General features: G+C 53.5%; 16 protein-coding genes. 6 read left to right on the top strand and 10 right to left on the bottom strand.

The features are described 5' to 3' along the window. Positions 1-217 precede the first annotated feature (217 nt). The 9 genes from CPPEL_RS08140 to CPPEL_RS08100 all read right to left on the bottom strand — a co-directional run bounded on the left by CPPEL_RS08140 (position 218) and on the right by CPPEL_RS08100 (position 9622). Positions 218-1219 (bottom strand): hypothetical protein, encoded by a 1002-nt coding sequence (locus CPPEL_RS08140; RefSeq protein WP_123960646.1) that lies wholly within the window; start codon positions 1217-1219, stop codon positions 218-220. A gap of 3 nt (positions 1220-1222) precedes the next feature. Beyond that, entirely contained in the window at positions 1223-1771 is a 549-nt protein-coding gene (locus CPPEL_RS08135; RefSeq protein ID WP_123960645.1) for an NADPH-dependent FMN reductase, read from the bottom strand. A gap of 219 nt (positions 1772-1990) precedes the next feature. Further along, positions 1991-2395 carry a hypothetical protein gene (locus CPPEL_RS08130; RefSeq protein ID WP_123960644.1) on the bottom strand — a complete coding sequence of 135 codons (405 nt, stop codon included), beginning with the start codon at positions 2393-2395 and terminating at the stop codon, positions 1991-1993. An 826-nt stretch (positions 2396-3221) separates the two neighbouring features. After that, positions 3222-4016: an HpcH/HpaI aldolase family protein gene (locus tag CPPEL_RS08125; RefSeq protein WP_123960643.1), complete on the bottom strand. Its 795-nt coding sequence runs from the start codon at positions 4014-4016 to the stop codon at positions 3222-3224. Next, a complete protein-coding gene (gene hpaH, locus CPPEL_RS08120) occupies positions 4001-4786 on the bottom strand; it encodes a 2-oxo-hept-4-ene-1,7-dioate hydratase (RefSeq protein ID WP_123960642.1) in 786 nt (261 codons plus the stop codon). The genes CPPEL_RS08125 and hpaH overlap by 16 nt, the downstream gene beginning before the upstream one ends. Before the next feature lie 72 nt (positions 4787-4858). Next, the gene (gene hpaD, locus CPPEL_RS08115; RefSeq protein WP_123960641.1) at positions 4859-5926 is read right to left on the bottom strand and encodes a 3,4-dihydroxyphenylacetate 2,3-dioxygenase; all 1068 of its coding nucleotides are present in this window, start codon (positions 5924-5926) and stop codon (positions 4859-4861) included. Between the two features lie 30 nt (positions 5927-5956). After that, complete coding sequence (hpaE, locus tag CPPEL_RS08110) at positions 5957-7453, bottom strand: 5-carboxymethyl-2-hydroxymuconate semialdehyde dehydrogenase (protein WP_123960640.1); 1497 nt, start codon at positions 7451-7453, stop codon at positions 5957-5959. 70 nt (positions 7454-7523) lie between these two features. After that, positions 7524-8171 carry a GntR family transcriptional regulator gene (locus CPPEL_RS08105; RefSeq protein ID WP_123960639.1) on the bottom strand — a complete coding sequence of 216 codons (648 nt, stop codon included), beginning with the start codon at positions 8169-8171 and terminating at the stop codon, positions 7524-7526. Beyond that, the gene (locus tag CPPEL_RS08100) at positions 8168-9622 is read right to left on the bottom strand and encodes a fumarylacetoacetate hydrolase family protein (RefSeq protein WP_123960638.1); all 1455 of its coding nucleotides are present in this window, start codon (positions 9620-9622) and stop codon (positions 8168-8170) included. Before CPPEL_RS08100 ends, CPPEL_RS08105 begins: the two co-directional genes overlap by 4 nt. A gap of 478 nt (positions 9623-10100) precedes the next feature. On the opposite strand from CPPEL_RS08100, the gene CPPEL_RS08095 reads away from it, so the two are divergent. The 4 genes from CPPEL_RS08095 (at position 10101) to CPPEL_RS08080 (ending at position 15742) form a co-directional block, all read left to right on the top strand. Next, a complete protein-coding gene (locus CPPEL_RS08095) occupies positions 10101-11399 on the top strand; it encodes an MFS transporter (protein WP_245990547.1) in 1299 nt (432 codons plus the stop codon). A gap of 63 nt (positions 11400-11462) precedes the next feature. Further along, on the top strand, positions 11463-13304 hold the full coding sequence (locus CPPEL_RS08090) for an FAD-dependent monooxygenase (protein ID WP_123960636.1): 1842 nt from the start codon (positions 11463-11465) through the stop codon (positions 13302-13304). Between the two features lie 4 nt (positions 13305-13308). Beyond that, a complete protein-coding gene (locus CPPEL_RS08085; RefSeq protein WP_123960635.1) occupies positions 13309-14217 on the top strand; it encodes an AraC-like ligand-binding domain-containing protein in 909 nt (302 codons plus the stop codon). A gap of 88 nt (positions 14218-14305) precedes the next feature. Beyond that, positions 14306-15742 carry an aldehyde dehydrogenase family protein gene (locus tag CPPEL_RS08080; protein WP_123960634.1) on the top strand — a complete coding sequence of 479 codons (1437 nt, stop codon included), beginning with the start codon at positions 14306-14308 and terminating at the stop codon, positions 15740-15742. 221 nt (positions 15743-15963) lie between these two features. Here the strand turns inward: CPPEL_RS08080 and CPPEL_RS08075 are convergent, their stop codons facing one another. Beyond that, positions 15964-17250, bottom strand: coding sequence for a flavin monoamine oxidase family protein (locus CPPEL_RS08075; protein WP_245990422.1), 1287 nt, complete (start codon positions 17248-17250; stop codon positions 15964-15966). A 185-nt stretch (positions 17251-17435) separates the two neighbouring features. Between CPPEL_RS08075 and CPPEL_RS08070 the strand changes: the two genes are divergently transcribed. Together CPPEL_RS08070 and CPPEL_RS08065 are read left to right on the top strand one after the other, a co-directional pair. Continuing rightward, a complete protein-coding gene (locus tag CPPEL_RS08070) occupies positions 17436-18932 on the top strand; it encodes an APC family permease (RefSeq protein WP_123960632.1) in 1497 nt (498 codons plus the stop codon). Positions 18933-19757: 825 nt separating this feature from the next. After that, positions 19758-21068: an MFS transporter gene (locus CPPEL_RS08065; RefSeq protein ID WP_245990546.1), complete on the top strand. Its 1311-nt coding sequence runs from the start codon at positions 19758-19760 to the stop codon at positions 21066-21068. Positions 21069-21125: the final 57 nt, after the last annotated feature.

The raw sequence follows: 21125 nt of genomic DNA, 5'->3' as shown, positions 1-21125 counted from the left end.
GCAAAAAGTAACCCGGTTCGACCATGGCGGTCGCGCCGGGTTTTCTCATGGGAAGGTCCAGCTAGCAACGGGCTAGCACCAGCATGAGGGGTTCGACCCCCTGCCTTCCCGAGCACCGCCTCCCGCGCCGGTAGCCCAGAGGATCGCATAGGGATTCATGCCATCTCCGAGCGTTTTACCCGGCTTTGGAGTGGCACCTCGCCACCGGTGCCGATTGCTATCCCCACTGCACCCCGTCTGGTGGAGCATAGGGGCTTGGCGTGTAGATATACACCACCGCGTCGTTGCCGCCGCGGCACGTCACCGAAGTATGCTGCACGCAGGTCATCGTGTATGTTTGCCCAGTTACCGGCGAGGCCACTTCCAATACGGGTGTGGTGTTGGCGTTGTAGATCCACTCCAAAATAAAGGCGTTATACACCGCGCGTGCGAACTGCGGTGAGGTCTTGGGAACATAGTTGGGGTTGGCGCTGCTGGCATCGCCACTGAAGGTGGGGAAGTCCGCTTTGGATCGACCATCAACTACGTCTTCGATGCTGCGATTGCTCGTTTTTTCTTCTGACTTCGCGCTTGCAGCGTCCTGGCCACCTGTTTCACCTTCAATGTTTGGTAGATCGCCGGGGTTGCTGCGCAACAGATCTGGTTGCTCATTAAAGGGGCGCTGAGCGATATTTTCCCAGTCCAGTTCTGCCTCTGCTGCCTCCAGGCTTTCCGGCGTGCCGGATGGGCCAGCGGTGTATTCCCATTGGCCTTGGTCTACCAAGGATGCTCCATCGATGGTGTAGAGCACCGCCGTTGTCGCCCCGCTGGCGGCCTCGCCGCTGCTGGCGATAATGCCGTGTTCGCTTTTGGTTCCCGCGATGCGATAACGGCTACCGCCAGCCGTTGCGACGCCGTCTTTTAGTGCTGTATCTGCAAGTATCGCCTGGTTGTGTTCAGGGTCGGCGGCAAATACGAGCACAGAACCTATCGCCGCGTTGGGGGTTTTGCGCAGGAGCAATTCTTTTTGGCCGTCGCCGTTGGCGTCGACAAGCGAATAGTCGTAAGTGGATGAGGCATCTTCGATGTCGAAGTCGTACTCATCGGCGTGGTCGAGCACATGATTAAAAATCTTTGCAGTTTTCTGCCACTGCTCGGGTTTCGCACTCGAATCATCCGAAGAGGCACTGCATCCGGCCAGCACTAGGATCGCGCTGCCGGCAAGCAACTTGCGCAACATGTTTTAGGCTTCCTTCACCACGGCTTCAAGCAGTGCTTTCATCGCGGCTTCTTGTTCCTCGGTGGCGGCGAGCTTGTGGTCTTTGAATGCCTCGCGGAAGGGCAGGAACACGTCCTTGCCAACAGGCTTCATGCCTACGCGCTGGACAATATCGTGCCAGTGGCGCACTGCAGACTCGCCGCCATTACCGCCCCAGGCGACGAAGCCCACGGGCTTATCGGCCCATTCGCCATAGATGGAGTCGAAATTGTTCTTCATGGTGCCAGGCACGCTGGCGTTGTACTCGGGGGTGGCAAAGATGAAGCCATCGAAGCTATCGATGAGTTCGGCCCATTCGCGCACTTGTGCTTCCGGGTACTTACCTTCGTAGGCTGCCGGCGGTTTCGGGGTGGCGATGTGGGGGAGGATGTGATCGGCCAGGTCGATGAGTTCAAACTCGGCGTCCAAGCCTTCACTTAAGCCCTTTGCCCAGCGGGCAACGTCGATTGCGTTGCGTCCTTCGCGGATAGAACCTACATAGATAGCGATTCGCTTTGTTGCTGCATCATTCATTTAGCTAACCCTACCTGCAGTGCGCCGGTATGCGTTAGGGATAGAAAATCTGCAGCAATGCTCCTTGTGCAGTTGCCGCCACGCTCACGCGCGACATGCCCCTCGCCTCATCCGCGACAAGCCCTTGCCTCAGGTTCGCAAGGCAACGCCTCATGCGCTTGGTCGTGCTTTCCGCTATCTGATCCTGCTAGCAGCGTTTGCTTCGGAGCCTCAAAGCGCTTAACAGCGTTGGGCGGAATTCTTTAATAAGTTCGCGATCTCGTCGGCTTGCTCGAAGGTGTAGTCGGCTTGTGCTTTGCGCATAAAACACTCACCAAAAGGTCCGCGCCACATTCGATCGGTGGGGCCAGTCTTATGCGATTGCACTTTGAGTACATGCTGAGATTCCAGCTCGTAGTCAAAGTGGGTGATTCCGCCGAAGCCATTGGCGGGTTCCTCGGTAGGTAATGCCGCACGCTGGGAGCCCACCTCTACCCACACTCCATCCTCTTCTACGAACTTTGCCCCCTTGAGCTCAATTCTGAGTACCGCTTCTTCGGCACTGAGGTGGGCCTGATAGCTGCTGGAGCAGGCGCCCAAAAGCAGCGCGCAGGGGATTGCGGCAAAGATTCGGTTGAAGCGCACGGCGGTCTCCTTGGCAGTTGCTCAATTACTTTTCGCCCAGGATACTCGCGCGTTTACTTCACATCGCATGAAAGCTTTTCGACGCCCCGCGCAAAATTTCAAAGCGACTAGTCGAAGATGGTACCCAGGTGAGGATTTGATCTACGAGGTCCGCCTGCTGATTGAAGCCAGGTTCCCACTAAACTTTGAGAATGGTAGAGCCGTTGAGGCAAAAGTCTCAAACGTTTTAAACATCATTGGGAATAACAACCTGGATTCTCCAAAACGACGGACTGGCAAAGGTGAGCTCACACCTCGTATTCCGGCGGATTGAAAAGTTTCCGAATCTTTCTGCGGGGCTTAGTTAAAGTCTAGTCGGTGTTTCCGAGCAGGTGCTCACGAAAATTAACCGGTGTGACCTCGTAATTTGATACGTAAAGCTCGTGGGTAGAGAGGCGCAAGGGGGGGGGGTCGCAGGGATCACTTCGGGAATCTGCTCAGACCCATGAAGCTATGCAGCGATTTGGCGACACCCTGCAGAGCGGTTTGTTTTTTAGTAGGCTGTACGCTCAGTGGAACTCGGTTAGGTTCTAAAACGGCAGTGGTATGCCTTGTTAACCAATCGCATGCTCGAGGTAGAGGTCCGTACCGATGCCTTTTTAATCCTTACCGAATTCTGCCTGGACTCTAAACGTGCATTTTCGATTGGGTCTTGAACAAGATGGCTGAAGACGAACCGTCACAGGGGCTCCCGGCGCTAGTCGCAGTAGTTCGGTTCGGTGGAGAACTCACTCCGGCCTTCCCTTAAAAAGCGCCGGGAGCCAGAGTCTTCAGCGATAATCGGTTTTTAGCTGCCCTGATTCCCATCCTTGAATGTATTAGCGAGTACCTGTGACTGTGAAGCTAAGATCTGGACGTCTGCACCCACTGCGACGAAATCGACGCCAGATCGAACATATTCCCGCGCCTGGTCGAGGTCAAAAGCGTTCACGCCTACAAGTTTCCCGGATTTCTGCACAACATCAATGCATTGATAGACCCTCTCGAGGACATCAGGGTGGGTCTGCTTTCCAAGAAGTCCCATAGACGCAGCCAAATCGGAAGGTCCGATGAATACCGCGTCCACACCATCCGTATTGGCGATAGCCTCGCAATTCCGGACAGCACGATCGGACTCAATCTGTACTGTCAGGCTGACTGTTTCCGAGGCGTTGTCCAGATAACCAGAAACACGATTCCAGCGCGAAGAACGAGCAAGCGCACTACCCACTCCACGGATGCCTTTGGGGGGATAGTGCATTGCGGCAACTGCATGAGCGGCGTCCTCGCCTGTGTGCACCATTGGCACCATGATGTTCTGAGCACCCAGATCCAGGTACTGCTTGATCAACGTAGTGTCTAGAACGGGGACGCGTACCACGGGCGTAGCGGAGCCAGCGGCCACCGCGCGAAGCATGGAGGTTATGGTTTCCAATCCAACAGGGGAGTGCTCGCCGTCGATCAGCAACCACTCGGCACCTGAGAGAGAAAGAATTTCAGCTGCAGAATCGCTGCCCGAGCACACCCAAAGGCCGGTGGCAGGGCCTCTTGTTCCGCGAACTTTTTCGTTAAATGTCGGCGGTAGATCTACTTGAATTTGCACGTTATTGCTCCAAGCGGTCCAAAGTCGGCGTGTACAGTGTCTCCCTCTTTCACCCACATCGGCCGGGTGAAAGAACCTGCAAGGATGATCTCCCCGGCCTCCAAAGAATCACCATGAGCTGCTAGCTTGTTAGCCAACCAGGCCACTCCGGTTGCAGGATGATTTAGGATCGCGGCAGCAACACCAGACTCCTCGATTATCTCGTTGCGATAGAGCAAAGCCGCTACCCAGCGCAGATCCACGTCGTGTGGTTTAACCGGGTTACCTCCATACACCATCCCGCCCATTGCGGCGTTATCAGAAATAGTGTCGACAATGGTGCGCCCCTCCATTTCGATCCGAGAACTAAGAATCTCCAGGGCAGGAATGACGTAGTCAGTTGCGTTCATGACCTCGAAGATGGTGACGTTAGGCCCCTTCAAGGGTTCCTTCAATACGAAGGCTAATTCCGTTTCAATTCGTACATTAGAAAACTGCGCATGCTCAATTACCGATCCGTTCTCGAAGACCATGTCTGAAAAAATCGCACCATAGTCCGGCTCGGTAATACCGGTGGCCTGTTGCATCACTTTGGAGGTTAGGCCAATCTTACGGCCGACTGGCCTACGGCCCGCCTCAATACCGCGGCGGCGCCATTCGTTCTGCACGGCATACGAGTCTTCAACGGTCATGTTTTCAAATCGCTTGGTCAATAACGGAATCATTGAGCGGTTTTCTTCCGCCGCTGCAAGTTCATCCGCGATTTGAATGATGGTTTCCTTGTTCAGCAAGGGGTGCTCCATTCCGAAAGAGGGCGGCGACCGAAGTCGCCGCCGTGAGAGGTAACGCGGGGCGTCGTAAATTTAAAGCTGATGGCCTAGCTTGTATTCGCCCTTCTTGTAATCGGGCATTTCTTCGCCCGGGCGAGTGTACGAAAAGCCATCGGCTCCGATAGTCTCTTCCATCTCAGAGGCGTCGGTACGTTTCGTCAACTGAACCAGATTGCCGTCGAGGTCAAGTACCCGTGAGCCGTCGGTGTACCAGGAAGGCACAACAGGGGTGCCCCACCAATCGCGGCGCTGATTGTCATGAACATCCCAAGTTACTCGAGGGTTGTCCGGATCACCTGTGTAGTAGTCCTGGGTGTAGATCTCCACGCGGTGTCCGTCCGGGTCGCGCAGGTAGAGGTAGTAAGCATTGGATACACCGTGGCGACCGGGACCACGCTCGATTGCGTCCGAGCGTCGCAGCGAACCGAGCTTGTCGCAGATCGCGATGATGTTGTGCTTTTCATGCGTAGCGAACGCAATGTGGTGCATACGCGGACCATCGCCACCGGTCATTGCGGTGTCATGCACAGTTGGCTTGCGTCGCATCCAGGCAGCGTACACCGTGCCCTTTTCATCTTGAATGTCTTCGGTGACGCGGAAGCCAAGGTCTTCCATGTACTCCACGGCTTTGGGCACGTCTGGAGTGATTTGGTTGAAGTGATCCAGGCGAACCAGCGCGCCGGGAATGTGCGCTTGGTAGTCCCAAGCCAGTCGACGTTCATGCTTGACTTCGTAGAAAAACTCATACGGAAAGCCAAGCGGATCTTCAACGCGAACAGAATCTCCAATGCCCTTGACGAAACCATCTGCCTTCCGCTCTACGCGACAACCACGCTCTTTATAGAAGGCCTCTGCTTTGTCGAGGTCCTCGGGTGAGCGCACGCGGAAGGAGAATGCTTGAACTGCTGCCTCGGGGCCTTGGCGCAACACAAGATTGTGGTGAATAAATTCCTCGTAGGTGCGCAGGTAGATTGCGTTGTCGTCTTCCTCGGTAACGACCAGGCCGAGAACATCGACGTAGAAGTCGCGAGATGCCTTGAGATCAGTTACAACAATCTCCATGTAGGCACAACGCAAAATGTCTGGTGCTTGAACAGTCATGATGTGATCCTTTGTGTACGCGTTGGGTAATTAGTCGTCTTGCTTGCCGAATACTGGGTTGTGGACTTCGCCTAGATTGATGTGTACGGCCTGCTGATCGGTGTAGAAGTCAATTGAACGGTAGCCACCCTCGTGGCCTAATCCCGATGCTTTGACGCCACCGAAAGGTGTACGCAAATCACGGACGTTGTTGGAGTTGAGCCAAACCATGCCAGCTTCGACGTTTTGCGCGAAGTTGTGAGCACGTTTGAGATCGTTGGTCCAGATGTATGCGGCTAAACCATATTTGGTGTTGTTAGCCAGTTCGAGTGCTTCCTCTTCGGTGTCGAAGGGGGTGATCGCTACTACCGGACCGAAGATTTCTTCTTGGAAAATTCGAGCTTCCGGGGATACATCGGCAAATACGGTGGGTTGAACGAAGTTGCCCTCTTCAAAGCCATCAGGGCGGCCACCACCAGCGACCAAGCGAGCCTCTTGCTTACCGATCTCGACATAACTCATGACCTTCTCAAAGTGCTCTGGATGTACCAGAGCCCCGACCTCAGTCTTAGGATCCTCTGGTAGGCCGACTTTCACACGCTTTGCCTGGTTAGCGTATCGTTCGACAAATTCTTCGTATATTTCTCGCTGCACCAGGATTCGAGAGCCTGCCGTGCACCTCTCGCCGTTTAGGGAAAAGACTCCGAAGATCGTAGCGTCGATGGCTGCGTCCAAATCTGCGTCGGCAAAGACCACTGCGGGTGACTTGCCACCGAGTTCCATGGATAGACCTTTGAGATACGGTGCTGCGTTCCCGAAAATGATCTGACCTGTGCGGGATTCACCTGTGAAGGAAATCAGCGGCACATCGGGGTGCTTGACCAGCGAATCACCGGCGTAGCCTTCTTCGCCGTATCCATTTACGAGATTGAAAACACCCTTGGGAAGGCCAGCTTCTTCGAAGATACCCGGCCACAGCGAGGCTGAAAGAGGTGTGAACTCAGCTGGCTTCAACACGACGGTGTTGCCCGTTGCCAGTGCAGGGCCGAGTTTCCAGGATTCGAGCATAAATGGTGTGTTCCAGGGGGTGATGAGGCCAGCGACGCCGATCGGCTTACGATTGACATAATTGGCCTGGCGGCCCGGTACTTTAAACGCATCATCATGCTGAGCAACAATCAAATCTGCGAAGAAGCGGAAGTTTTCCGCAGCGCGCCGAGCCTGGCCAAGTGCCTGAGTAATGGGAAGGCCTGAGTCGAAAGACTCCATCTCAGCAAGGATGTCTTCCCTTGATTCGACGATATCCGCAATTTTGTGGAGAATGCGGGAACGCTCTCGGGGGAGCATTTTTGGCCAAGGGCCGTTTAGGAACGCCTCCTTGGCGGCTTTTACAGCTCGGTCGATATCTTCAACTTTTCCGGAAGCTGCCTGAATGTAGGGCTCATTGGTCACTGGGTTGATCACGTCGAAAGTATCGCCGTCGAGCGAGTCGACCCATTCGCCGTTGATGTAGTGCTGAATTCTTTCAGGAAGGTTCTTCGGTGCCATTGTTATGTCCTCTCAATATGAGTTCGTTTATTTGGGGTTTCGACCTGTAGAGATGGTCGCCGGATTGCATCTAGCTGGACCGCTGATAAGCATCGATTGTGTTTAGCCTGTGCTGACGAGCAACTTTTTCTATGTACGCAGCTTCAGCACCAGCCTCAATTAGTGCCACGATTTGTTCATGTTCTCTTACTGAAGCGATGGCGCGTTGAGGAACGAAAGCGAATGTAGACTCGCGGACGTAATTCAGCCGTTCCCACTCGCTGAATACCAGGTCCAACAAGTGCTGGTTCGGGCACTTATTGAACAATGCCTGATGAAATTTTTTGTTCAGGTGAGTGAATTCAGACGGATCGAGATTCTTGGTGGAGATCTCAAGTTGAGAATTGATTTTCCTCGCTTCAGCGAGATCTGTGGAATCGAGGTTCGGAGCTGATAAAGCGGTGGCGACACCTTCGAGTACTGCGACGGATTCCATAAGGTTGGAATAACGTTCGGGCTCGATCATTGTGACCCTCGCCCCCACGTTGCGGGCGAACGTCACCAACCCTTCTGCTTCCAATTGACGGATGGCCTCACGGATAGGTACCGGGCTGACGGAGAGTTCATCAGCAATCGAACTGATGACCAACCTATGCCCGGGTGCGAATTCATGAGTTTGAATTTTCGCTTTGATCCACTCGTAGGCGCGCTCAGTCTTGCTTTGTTCAACTACTGTCATGTGCGTTCCTTGCGATATTGCTGCCACTTATCTTTCCAATCCCCGGTGGGAGGGAATAAGCCGTCTACTGGGTTACCTTCGGAGACACGGGCAGCAACCCATTCGTCTTGTAGTTCCTTCTCCATTGCAGCATCCACAACCTCTTCTACGATGCCCCGGGGAATCACAATCACTCCGTCATCGTCGCCTACTATTACGTCACCTGGGATGACGGTGGCGTTGCCACAAGCAATTGGTAGATCCATGTCCCACGGGACGTGCTTTCGGCCGAGTACAGCCGGATGGGCGCCCTGAGTAAAAACCGGAAGACCGACTTCCTGCACGGCTGCATAATCACGAACACACCCGTCTGTAACTATTCCGGCCGCTCCTAGGCTCTTGGCTCGTATGGCGAGCACGTCGCCCAGAGTGCCGGATCCTGCCTCTTGACGAGCCTCGATAACGAGAACTTCTCCAGGCTTCAGTTCATCGAAGGCTCGCTTTTGGGTGTTGTAACCACCGCCGTGAGCTTTAAAAAGATCTTCTCTACCAGGGATAAAGCGAAGAGTTTTTGCAACGCCTACCATTTTGGTTCCTGGAGTTTGCGGGTATACACCTTCGATAACTACTTGATTGAGCCCACGATTTCGTAGCTGTGCAGATAGCCCGGCGGTCGGAGTTTGTTCGAGCTTTTTGCGTAGGTCATCGGGTAGGTCAGATTTGGAAGATCCTGAGCCATCGGGATCTGTGCCATATGCATCAGCACGTTGTTTCTCATCTACATGAGGAAGCATGCCGATGTTTTCGTCGAAAGTACCAACACCTTCGATGACCTCGGTGCGAAGTTTGCCTGATGTTAAACCTGCACCATCAACTTCCACTTCCATCACGTCACCGGGGTTGACCACTGTGGAACCGGCGGGCGTGCCGGTCAAAATGATATCCCCGGGGTGCAGAGTCATGTGCTGTGAAAGATCCGCCACAAACTGGGGGAGTGGAAAGATGAGGCTTTCTTCGCTGGTGTTACCTTCCTGCACTAGCTCGCCATTGACCCAGGTGCGAATACGTAAATTGCCTGGCTCTACGGCTCGGGCATCGATGAGCTCCGGTCCTATGGGCGTGTAACCGTCCCGGGACTTTGAGCGAGTGTTAGACCCCTTATCTTGGGCTCGATAGTCGTAAATGCCAAGGTCGTTGGATGCGGTAACGGCTGCTACATAGTCCCAGGCGTTCTCCAACGAGACATTTCGCGCTTCGGTACCGATGATAAGAGCAACTTCACCCTCAAAAGCCAGGAGTTCGCAGCCCTTAGGGCGTTCGACGGTTCCAGATTCACTGAGAGAGCTGGTGGCCTTCATGAAGTAAGAAGGCTGCTTCGGTCTGCGCCCGCGTTGAGCGGCTCTTGATTCATACGCCACATGGACGGCGAGGACTTTGCCTGGTGTCGCTGGCAGTTTTTCGAGAATTCCCATGGAGTCTCCCCTCTAATGATTGCGCCAAACTTCGGCGTACTTGAAGTCTTTTGGTGACTTTTATCTCGTTTGCATACTTCGTCGCCGTGACGTTTCTTCTACACCAGGCAGCTGCTGCACAGAATTTTTTCTTGACGACTTGGCTGAATCATATATGATGAAGTTCAGCCCTGCAAGTAATCCAAATCACAAACTACTTCCAGCTTGACGGGAAACACTGTAAGGTGTGACGTGGAACGCTTAAAAATGTCTAAAACTGCAGATCGAGCGGGCTGTTTTGAAGATGTGGAGGCGGGCATCTCTCTGTTTTGAAAAACCAGTGGCATGGCTCGCCCGAAAATGAAATATGTTCTAAGGAGGATGGATGGGTTCCAATGCTTGCAACCCGAATGCGCATGATGCGCGTGGCGCGGCACATTCAGGGCAGGTTTTGCCCGGCGACGAAGTTCGTAACGTAAAAGAGCAGCGCCGCGTCGCGATGGCGACCACGGTCGGCACAGCTATCGAATGGTATGACTTCTTCCTCTACGCAAGTGCCGCCGGCTTGGTCTTCAACAAGCTCTTTTTCGCAGGACTTGGCCCCCAGGCAGCTACTGTGGTGGCGTTCCTAAGCGTTGGATTGAGCTTCCTTTTCCGACCTCTAGGTGCTTTTCTTGCCGGCTACTTCGGTGACAAGTTGGGTCGGCGGGTGGTTCTTATGGTCACTCTCATGGGAATGGGGGCGGCAACGGCAATAATTGGTTTGCTTCCAACTTATGATGCGATCGGCATCGCGGCACCGATTTTGCTGATTCTCCTTCGAATCGTCCAAGGTATTTCTGCTGGCGGTGAGTGGGGTGGTGCGGTTCTGATGGCCGTCGAACACGCCCCTGACAACAAGCGAGGTTGGTACGGATGTTCCCCACAAATCGGTGTACCTGCCGGCTTGCTGCTGGCCTCCGGCATGCTGGCGTTGATGAGTTTGATCGCACCAGGTGACGCATTTCTTGACTGGGGATGGCGTATCCCGTTCCTTATCAGCGTATTGCTGATTGGCCTTGGCTATCTGATTCGACGCGGTGTCGATGAATCGCCGGTGTTTAAGGAAATCGCTGAGCGGAAGGAGCAGACTTCCAACCCGATTGGAGTGTTGTTCAAGCGACATGGTCTGCTTGTACTGATTGCTGCGTTGGTCTTTGCCGGCAACGGTGCCGTTGGCTACATGACCACTGGTGGGTGGATCCAAAAGTATGCGTCCAACCCTGATGGGCCTGTGGGGCTCGATCGTGACACCGTTTTGCTTGCGGTAACCGGATCGGCTGCTACCTGGCTGTGTTTCACTTTGCTGTCCGGCAAAGTCTCCGATGTTATCGGACGTAAAAAAACGTACATCCTTGGGTTTGTTCTCCAACTCGCAGGGGTGTTTGCACTCTTCCCCCTAGTCGAAGCTGGTAGTGGCACATCTCTGTTCTTTGGTTTGGCCCTGCTCACCATCGGAACTGGTTTTACCTATGGGCCGCAAGCTGCGATGTATACCGAAATCTTTCCCGCATCGATCAGGTTCTCGGGTGTGTCGATCTCTTATGCAATTGGGGCAATTCTGGGTGGTGCTTTCGCACCCACAATTGCGGAAGCGCTGGTGGATGCAACAGGAGGTACACAAGCAGTGACCTTCTACCTGGCGGGCATGACTGTTGTTGGGCTGTTGGCAGTCTCGGCTTTGACCGACAAAACCAACGTCCCGCTAGGTCCTTTGCACGAGGAGGAACAGCAGGAACGACCATTTGTCTGGAGTTAAGGCAGGGACGGGTTAATCCCAGCAACCTAACGCTTGCAGCCTCACGTTAATTAAGGAGAAAAAATGCAATTCCATCACCATGGCTATGTATCCACTAATCCCCGGGTTCTCCCCGCCGCAGGCCCCGAAAGGTCTGAGGCACTGCCTGATCATATGGATGTGTTGATCGTGGGAGCGGGGCCTGCGGGAATGATCGCTGCCGCCCAGCTGTCTATGTTCCCAAATGTGCACACTCGCATTATTGACCGTAGGCCCCACCGTTTGGAGATCGGGCAGGCAGACGGCATCCAAGCAAGATCGGTCGAAACGTTTCAGGCATTCGGATTTGCCCAAGAAATTACTAACGAAGCATTCCGAATTACCGAGATGGCTTTTTGGAAGCAAAAGCCAGATTCGCCGGGAGAGATCCACCGTACAGCACGAACTTTGGACGATGAACACGGTGTTTCGGAGTTTCCTCACTTGATTGTGAATCAGGCACGCGTTCTCGACTATTTCTCGGAGTTTATGGGGCGCTCGCCGTCGCGCATGAAACCGAATTTCGGCTACGAGTTCTTGGGGCTTGAAGTGGGAGATGGAGAATATCCGGTGGCTGTTCAGCTATGCGATGTTCAGACCGGAGAAAAACGCACCGTGTATTCAAAGTATGTGGTTGGGTGCGACGGCGCCCGCTCCGGCGTCCGGAAAGCGATTGGGGGACGCCTTGAAGGTAAGTCTGCTAACCATGCGTGGGGCGTAATGGATGTAATTGCCGAAACGGACTTCCCGGATATCCGTCTGAAATGCGCAATCAACTCGAAATATGGCTCTATCTTGCATATTCCGCGCGAGGGTGGCTATTTGTTCCGGATGTATGTGGATCTTGGTGAAGTGAGTGAAGATGACAACGGTCAGGTTCGTAGTACTACGATCGAGCAGATTATTGACCAGGCCAACAATATTCTAAGCCCATACACTCTCGACGTTCGCGAGGTCTGCTGGCACTCGGTCTATGAAGTCGGGCACCGGTTAGCCAACAAATTCGACAATCTGTCGGATGAGTGTCCTGAGCCGCGAGTTTTCATTACCGGCGATGCCTGCCATACACACTCCGCAAAGGCCGGACAAGGCATGAATGTGTCAATGCAGGACGGGTTCAATATTGCTTGGAAGCTCGGCTATGTACTCGATGGCCGCAGTCCGGAGACTTTGCTGCGAACCTATGCCGAGGAACGAAAGGAAATTGCCAAGAACCTCATAGATTTCGACCGTGAGTGGTCAACGCTAATGGCGACGCCTACTGAAGAACTTGAAAATCCTAATTATTTGGAGGATTACTATGTTCAGACGGCAGAATTTCCTGCCGGGTTTATGACCGAATACCAACCGTCAATCCTTACGGGTGGGAAAGAGCATCAGGACTTAGCCAAGGGGTATCCCGTAGGAAAGCGCTTCAAGTCTGCTGAGGTGTGTCGAGTTGCCGACGCTAATCCTGTGCACTTAGGACATCATGCGACGGCTGACGGACGTTATCGAATCTATGTGTTCGCTGACTTGGATGGCGCTCGTGCGGTTGAGTGGGCAGAGTGGTTTGCTCACGACCCGGATTCACCTCAGAATCGCTACATGCTTCCAGGCGACGAGGATGCAATGTTTGATGTCAAAATTATTTATCCTAAATTGCATACGGATGTAGATTTAAACCAAGTTCCTTCGATCTTCTTTCCGAAGTGTGGTCCGTTCAGGGTGAGTAACTATGAAAAGGTCTATTCAGTCCTCCCCGAAAGCAGCATTTTTGAAGAACGTGAAATCTCCGAGCAGGGTGCAGTGGTGGTAGTGCGGCCGGATCAATATGTGGCTGCAGTTCTGCCTCTCGAAGACACTGTGGGATTCCAGAAAGTGTTCGAGCCTGTCTTGAAGGGGTAACGCAATGATTGGACTGAAAGAGTTCCGTTTTGCGGTTAACAGCACTGTGGTGCCCCTCCGTATTGATGCTTTGGAATCATTTTGCGGTGCGGTGAAGATGCACAACGTCGGTAGGGCAACGTTTGTGCACATCAGTGCTGACGCTCATTCGGTCCATCGCACTGAAGAGCTAATAGCTTGGCCAAGCGATGCCTATGTAAAGGTGAGCCAGATAATCGAGGGGCATGGGGTTCTATGCCAGGATGGGAAGGCGGTTCACTTCGGTCAAGGGGACATTGTAATTTACGACACCTCGCGTCCCTATGATCTTGAGTTTCCTGAAGGGTGCACCTTATTGGTGGTTATGGTTCCCAAAGACGACCTTGCCCTCAGTGAAAACGTGTTGGCGCATGTCACTGCTATTTCACTCACTCGAGGATTTTCGGTCAGTGCTGCTGTAGCGGCCTTTTTGGGAGAACTTGCGCGTAATTTTGACGAGCTCGGCACTCGTGCTGGGGCACAGTTGGCAGAGATGGTCGTAGCGATGATTCGGCCCGTTCTAGTTGCGGCCGCGGAAGATGCCGGATTTGCCCTGGACTCTAGGGCTCAACTGGTCCGAAAAATTGACGCCTTCATCGATGACCATCTCAACGACCCCGATTTGGGGCCGAAGCGCATAGCTCAAGCACATTTCATATCGGTTCGGTATCTTCACCAGCTCTTTAGCGACCGTGCAACAACTGTGGCTGGGGCGATCAAAGGCCGCCGGCTGGACCGTGCCCACGCTCTGCTCGGAGACCCATCGAGTTCTTCGCAGCCGATTAGTGTGATTGCGGCTAGTTGCGGCCTGTCTGATGCGGCTTACTTCTCTCGTGCATTTAAGGAAAGATTTGGGCTAAGTCCCAGTGCTTTTCGCCGAACCTTTGTAGCTTAATGCACTCCTAGAAAAATAAAGTGCACTGTCTCACAAATAGGAGTGGGCTGGCTCACTTAGAATGGCTTTACCTAAGAAAGGAGCCAGGATGCAAACTAGGCAATACATCAATGGAGAATGGGTTGAGGGAGCAGCAGGTAGTATTTCTTCCTACAATCCCGCGACCGGCGAGGTGATCGCTGAGGTAAGGTGCGCTAGCTCCACTCAAGTGGACGACGCGATTACCGCAGCGCGTGAAGCCCTGTCAGGAGAATGGGCAAATTTATTGCCGGTGCAGCGTGCAGCCGTACTATTCAAAATTGCAGATTTGATAGAGGCGAACGCAGAAGAATTCGCCCAGCTCGAAACTTTGGATCAGGGGCAGCCGATCGGAGTTGCTCGCCAAGTATCGGTGGCAGGTGCAGCCAATCACTTCCGATACTTCGCTGGTTTCGTTACCAAGATTCAGGGTACAACCAACCCAATCAGTTTCCCCGATACCTTGCACTACACCAGGCGAGAGCCTGTGGGGGTCAACGCGTTAATTACTCCCTGGAATTTTCCGCTAATGATCCTAGCTTGGAAGCTTGCACCTGCCCTGGCTACAGGTAATTCGGTAGTAATTAAACCATCCGAAGTTACCCCACTCACCTCCATCAAGCTGGTTGAAGTCTGTGAACAGGCAGGTGTTCCCGCAGGCGTTGTAAACATTGTGACGGGTGCTGGAGATGTTGGCGCAATGCTGTCATCGCACATGGGTGTCGATCATCTTTCATACACTGGCTCAACTCCGACCGGTAAAGCGATCACTCATGCTGCCGCGGATTCTAACCTCAAGCGTTTGACGCTTGAACTCGGTGGCAAAGCGCCTTCGATAATTACAGCCTCAGCAGATATAGACTCTGCTGTGGCTGGCAATGTTGGTGGTGCGTTGTTGAACTCAGGACAGGTTTGTGCGGCCTACACTCGCTTCTACGTGGACTCCAAGGTGCATGATGAATTTGTAGAAAAGCTTGCTTCGGCTGCAGCTTCAATGCACGTAGGACCTGGAAATGATGAGAAATCTCAACTAACTCCAGTAGTTTCCGAAAAGCATCTCGGTCATATCACCAATTTGATTGAGGCTGGGCGTTCCGAAGGCGCCGAACTCGTCACAGGTGGCCATCGGATTGATCGTGAAGGCTATTTCGTTGAACCCACCGTTTTTGCAGGAGTTGATGAAGATAATTCGATCGCGAAGCAAGAAATTTTTGGCCCAGTCCTTTCGGTAATGAAGTACGACGGGGAGCTAGACGAAGTCATCGCGCGTGCGAACGATTCTGAGTATGGTCTCGCTGCCGCAGTTTGGACCAGCGACATTGCGGAGAGTCAACGCATAGCGAATGGGCTACGTTCAGGTGCGGTCTTTGTGAATATGCTGCCAATCCCTGATATGGCAGCCCCCTGGGGTGGATATAAACAATCCGGTTGGGGTCGAGAAATGGGACCCCAAGCTATCGAGTGCTACACCGAGACTAAGGCTGTCTGGTTGCATTACGGCAGCTAGAATCCGGCGAAGTAATTTTTAGACGACGGTATCGAGGCAGATTTTCTTCACGATACCGTCGTCTTCGTTGTGGTGAAAGATGAAAAGCAGATTGAGAAACTTGATGGTTAAGACCTTTTGGTGGCGGAACAGTTTTCTGAATTTCGAAACTCCACGCTTAGATTTTGATGCTGTTGTAAGAGCCCCGACACAGTCGGGGCTCCTTGGTTAGGTCAAGAGTTTTAGGGTCGATGCTCTTCAATTTCGCGGGCTGCCCGGAACCCTGTCTCGATAGCTCCGTCGACAAAAGAGTTCCAACCTGCCGCCCAATCTGAGCCGGCAAAAATTAGATTCCCATGACGAAGCTTTTCTGGGTGACCGTGGAGGAATTGGCCGGTTCGCGGAGTTGCCCAAGTCTGTCCGGTGAATTCGTCCTCTACCCAGTCGTGGCTAAAAGTGCTCACAACCTCGATGTTTGCCTCCCAAGCATCTACAGCGCGCTGGACGGCCTCGACGTTATTGAGGTCGATTGCTGCGTGGTCAGGACCGAAGCCTACGCAAATCGTGGTGTCGTCTTCCATGAAATACTCTGAGCGAAGAAGTGCTAGGGGGTGGCCGTCTGGAGCGTAAGCCAAGATTTTGCGATGGCCTTTGATCTTCACCCATACCTTGTGACCAGTACAGTTCCAGCCTTCCACCATCGCTTCTTTAGCGTGTTCGGGAAGCCCCTCGGTGAAGTCGATGGTTTTGAGTGCTCCAATTGGAAGTGTCACTACGACTTGTTCGAACTGTCGGGTGGTGCCGTCCGCTAGCGTGATCTCGACACAGTTCCCTTGGTCGTCTACCTTGGAGACTCTCGTATTGAGGTGTACTGCTCCACGGATATCGTTTCGGATCTTCGAATAAATACTCTTCATGCCGCCCGCGAGCTTATAGCGCAATGTTTGATCATCAAGCAAAGATAGGCGGTGATCTGACAAAGCTGCCCAGTGTGCTGCCATAAGTGGCGATGCTGTGCGAGATTCGCCATTGTAGCCAGCGTTCCAGTACGCATTGGCTAGGGCTACTTCTTCCTCGGTAAATTCACCGTTTCGGACGCAGTCGAGCACAGTCCCGGTATCCGCTTTCGCGACAGCTTCACGGTTAGTCCACGGCGCGTGGGGGAGGGGGAACAGTTCGCGGGAGCGTTCGAAAATTTTCGACTGTACGCCGGCGAGTTTTTCGTCTACGTCTGCTTCAACACCTTTATGGACCGTATCGCCGACAATCCAGAATGCCTCGTCGCAAACTGGAGAAGAGACGATATCTGCGCCGTAGCGTGTGATTTCTGCCCAAATGAATGGTTGCATCCAGTGAACCCAAGTCCCACCGACTTCGAGCTCGTGTCCCAGTTTTTGAGTAGTCCAGGTTCGTCCACCGATTCGGTCTCGAGCCTCGAAAATTTCAACCGTGTACCCAAGGCGCTCTAATTCTCGAGCGGAAATCAGTCCAGCGAAACCTGCCCCGATGATGCCGACAGTTCCCTTCATAATCAGCTCCTTTGCTTGTTGTAGGGGACCAGTTGCACTTGAAACCAGTTCATCATGAGCTGAATCACAATTCTTGGCCTACAGTGCAATTGTTTTGTGACTGGGCGCACAGTAGTGTGGGAGATCTTTTTGCATAACCTTACAAACCTTAGAGTCATCTACATCACATTTTGAAAGGGTAGGAAATGACTCAGAAAAATAAGGTCGATAGTGGTCGTGCGCTCCAAGGAAAACTTGGTGCTGGATCCCTCATGATGCTCATCATTGCTGCTTCAGCTCCGCTCACGGCTGTAGCCGGCGGTGCCCCAACGTCCTACGCTGTCACTGGAATGATCGAAGTTCCAATGGGCTATCTCGTCCTCGGAATTGTATTGCTTGTTTTCGCGGTTGGTTACGCTGCAATGAGTACAAAAATTACTAACGCCGGCGCGCTCTATGCTTACACCGCTACTGGCCTGGGAAAGCGTCAGGGGCTTGCTGCCGCGTGGCTTGCGCTCGTGAGTTATAACGCGATGCAGATCGGTTTATATGGCATCGTTGGAGCAACGATTGCGGGTACTTTGTCTGCTCTGGCAGGCATCACGATCCAATGGTGGGTTGCCGCGTTATTCTGTTGGTTTCTTACGGGATTGCTCGGAGCTATGAATATCGATGCCTCGGCCAAAGTTATTGGTGTGCTTGTGATTCTCGAATTCTTAGTCGTGGTGCTTGTCGACTTTATTGGATTGAGTAGCCCCGCTGAGCCGATCAGTGTGGCAGCTTTTGACCCCTCTGGGTTTGTAGGGCCAGGCATTGGTGCCGCGCTAGCCTTCGGTATGGCGGCTTTTATGGGGTTCGAGTCTGCAACTATTTATGCTGAAGAAGCTGAAAACCCCCAGAAATCTGTACCGAAGGCAACATATGGAGCTCTCGGGTTGATCGCTGGGTTCTACGCTTTTTCGGCCTGGGCCATTGCCCAGGGCGTGGGGGAATCGCAGATCGTGGAAAAAGCGAGGGAAAGTGGACCGGAGCTTCTGTTCGTTTTTCTTGAGGAAAGTGGGCATCACGGTCTAGCCACCTTTGGCCGTATAATCTTCATTACCTCTCTTTTAGCCGCACTTTTCGCCTTCCATAATGCTGTGGCGCGTTATGCCCTGGTGCTAGGTAGGGAAGGGGTGCTGCCTGAGCGTCTAGGTCGAACACACCCGAAGACGCATGCACCGATTTACTCATCCTTGGCGCAGTCTGCCTTAGCGTTGCTGTTCATTGGGGGATTTGCGATCTACGGTTCAGTGACAAATGCGGGACCGGAGTTTCCTGTCCTGACCATGTTCTCCTGGTTGACCAACGCGGGAGCTTTCGGCATTGTTTTCCTGTTGTTTATCACCTCGGTGTCGGTAGTCAGATTCTTTTGGGGTACCAATGAGCACAATCTGTTTGTCCGGTTGATCGCACCGGTTGCTGCAATGGTTGGACTGGCCGTGATTTTTGTCCAGATTCTTGTTCACTTTGATGTCATGGTGGGTGAAGAGGGCTTTCACCCCTTAGTGGTCGGTATGCCCTCTGTGATTTTGTTGACCGGTGTTGCAGGGTATCTTCGTGCAGAATGGTTGCGAAGGGCCAATCCAACTCGCTATAGCTGCATAGGCACGGGGATGGGATCGGCAGAACTCGTAGGAAATGGCCACAATATCGATAGGTGAAACCTCGAAATGTGGCAGCGGGCGCTTTAAGCTCCGGCAAATTTTTTTAAGTCCATCCCGGTGGCGGGGGGGGGGGCAGCGCTAAGGCATCGTCTTAAAGCGAGGGCGGTCGGTTCAATCCTTCAATAGGTGCCAGGCGCTACGACGGATTTACTCCACAACTTCGTATTGGGGGTGGGGTCGTCTTCGGGTGCTGCTACTACTTCATCGTCGAGCATCCAGGTCATGTATTGAAAATCAAGTAGATGTATTCTGCTTCTTTGCTGTTGGTATTTGTCTCTCCAACACGGCCTTCCATCCTCGTGTTTTAACTTCACGTCTCCGTCTTTTTTCGCATACGACTCCCTGATTCCAAAATGGCCGGCTCATAGGGAGTGGGGTGCTGAAAAGCGTCTGCGATGCGCCTTGTCGCCTTATGCCTGGATACACAAACAGGGGGAAGGTATTCGTGCGTTTCCCACAATAAATTTTTTCCACCGCAAGTAATTCAATTCCAATGCCTTGGCCTGAGCGTTTGGGCTCTTCAAACAGGGAAAACCTGCGAAAATGTAGCAACTCTGCATCACGTGGGACGTAAGAGATTCGTGTGAATCAACGATGTGGAAAGAGTATGTGTTTTCTTTTTAGTGCAAAAAGCCTGAGGTTTTGGCACTAAAGTGTTGTAGGTCATAGCGCCGGGTGTCGGGGTTATGGGTGAAAACGAACAATGTTCAAGGAGGCTCGATGAGCTCAAATGCTGAAGGTGGATCCGCGAAGGCGGCATCCCATCAGGCCCAGCAGCTATTGCCAGGCGATGAGGTGCGTAGCAGCAATGAGCAGCGTCGCGTGGCGCTTGCAACCACCGTCGGTACCGCAATTGAGTGGTACGACTTCTTCCTCTACGCCAGTGCCGCTGGTTTGGTCTTTAATAAATTGTTCTTCGCCGGCCTCGGTGCCCAGGCAGCGACCGTTGCCTCCTTCCTTACCGTTGGTTTGAGCTTCCTTTTCCGCCCGCTCGGCGCCTTCCTCGCTGGTTATTTCGGCGATAAGCTCGGCCGCCGCGTCGTGCTCATGGTCACGCTGATGGGCATGGGTACCGCCACCGCCGTCATTGGCCTTTTGCCCACCTATGCCTCTATCGGCGTGGCGGCCCCAATTCTTTTGGTGCTGCTTCGCGTGCTTCAGGGCATCTCTGCTGGTGGCGAGTGGGGCGGTGCTGTGCTCATGGCGGTGGAGCACGCCCCTGATCACAAGCGCGGTTGGTATGGCTGCTCCCCGCAGGTGGGCGTGCCGCTCGGTTTGCTCATGGCCTCTGGCATCTTGGCGCTAATGAGCGTGATTGCCCCAGGTGATGCCTTCTTAACTTGGGGTTGGCGTATTCCTTTCCTTATTAGCGTGGTGCTCATTGCCCTCGGATACTTCATTCGCCGCGGCGTGGATGAATCGCCCGTCTTTAAAGAAATTGCTGAGCGCAAGGAGCAAACCAGCAACCCCATCGGTGCGCTGTTCCGCCGCCACGGCCTCCTGGTGCTGCTTGCGGCCTTGGTCTTCGCGGGCAATAACGCTGTGGGCTATATGACGACCGGCGGCTGGATCCAAAAGTACGCCTCGAATCCCGATGGTCCGGTGGGTCTTTCTCGCGACACGGTGCTGCTCGCGGTGACTGGTTCCGCTGCTTCCTGGCTGGTATTCACGTTGCTTTCCGGCAAGGTATCGGACTTTATCGGCCGTAAAAAGACCTACATCCTCGGCTTCATCCTCCAGCTCGGCGGCGTATTTACCCTCTTTCCGCTGGTCAACCATGGCGACGGCGCTTCGCTCTTTTTCGGCCTCGCCCTTCTTACCATCGGCACCGGCTTTACCTATGGTCCCCAGGCCGCGATGTATGCAGAGATCTTCCCGGCTTCGGTTCGCTTCTCCGGCGTTTCCATCTCCTACGCCATCGGTGCCATCCTCGGTGGTGCCTTTGCTCCTACGATCGCAGAAACGCTTGTCGACGCCACGGGTAGCACCCAGGCCGTTACCTACTACCTGGCGGCGATGTCGATTATTGGTCTGCTCGCGGTCATTGCGCTTCGCGATAAAACCAATGTTCCTCTCGGCCCCTTGCACGAAGAAGAACAACGCGAGCGTCCCTTTATCTGGAGTGCCTCTTAACGCACCTCTCAAACATGAACCCCCAGCTATGGCCAAGCCCTGCTGGGGGTTTTGATA

The sequence above is a fragment of the Corynebacterium pseudopelargi genome, from assembly GCF_003814005.1.
GTDB lineage: Bacteria > Actinomycetota > Actinomycetes > Mycobacteriales > Mycobacteriaceae > Corynebacterium > Corynebacterium pseudopelargi.
This window is presented reverse-complemented; position numbering and strand designations above follow the sequence as displayed.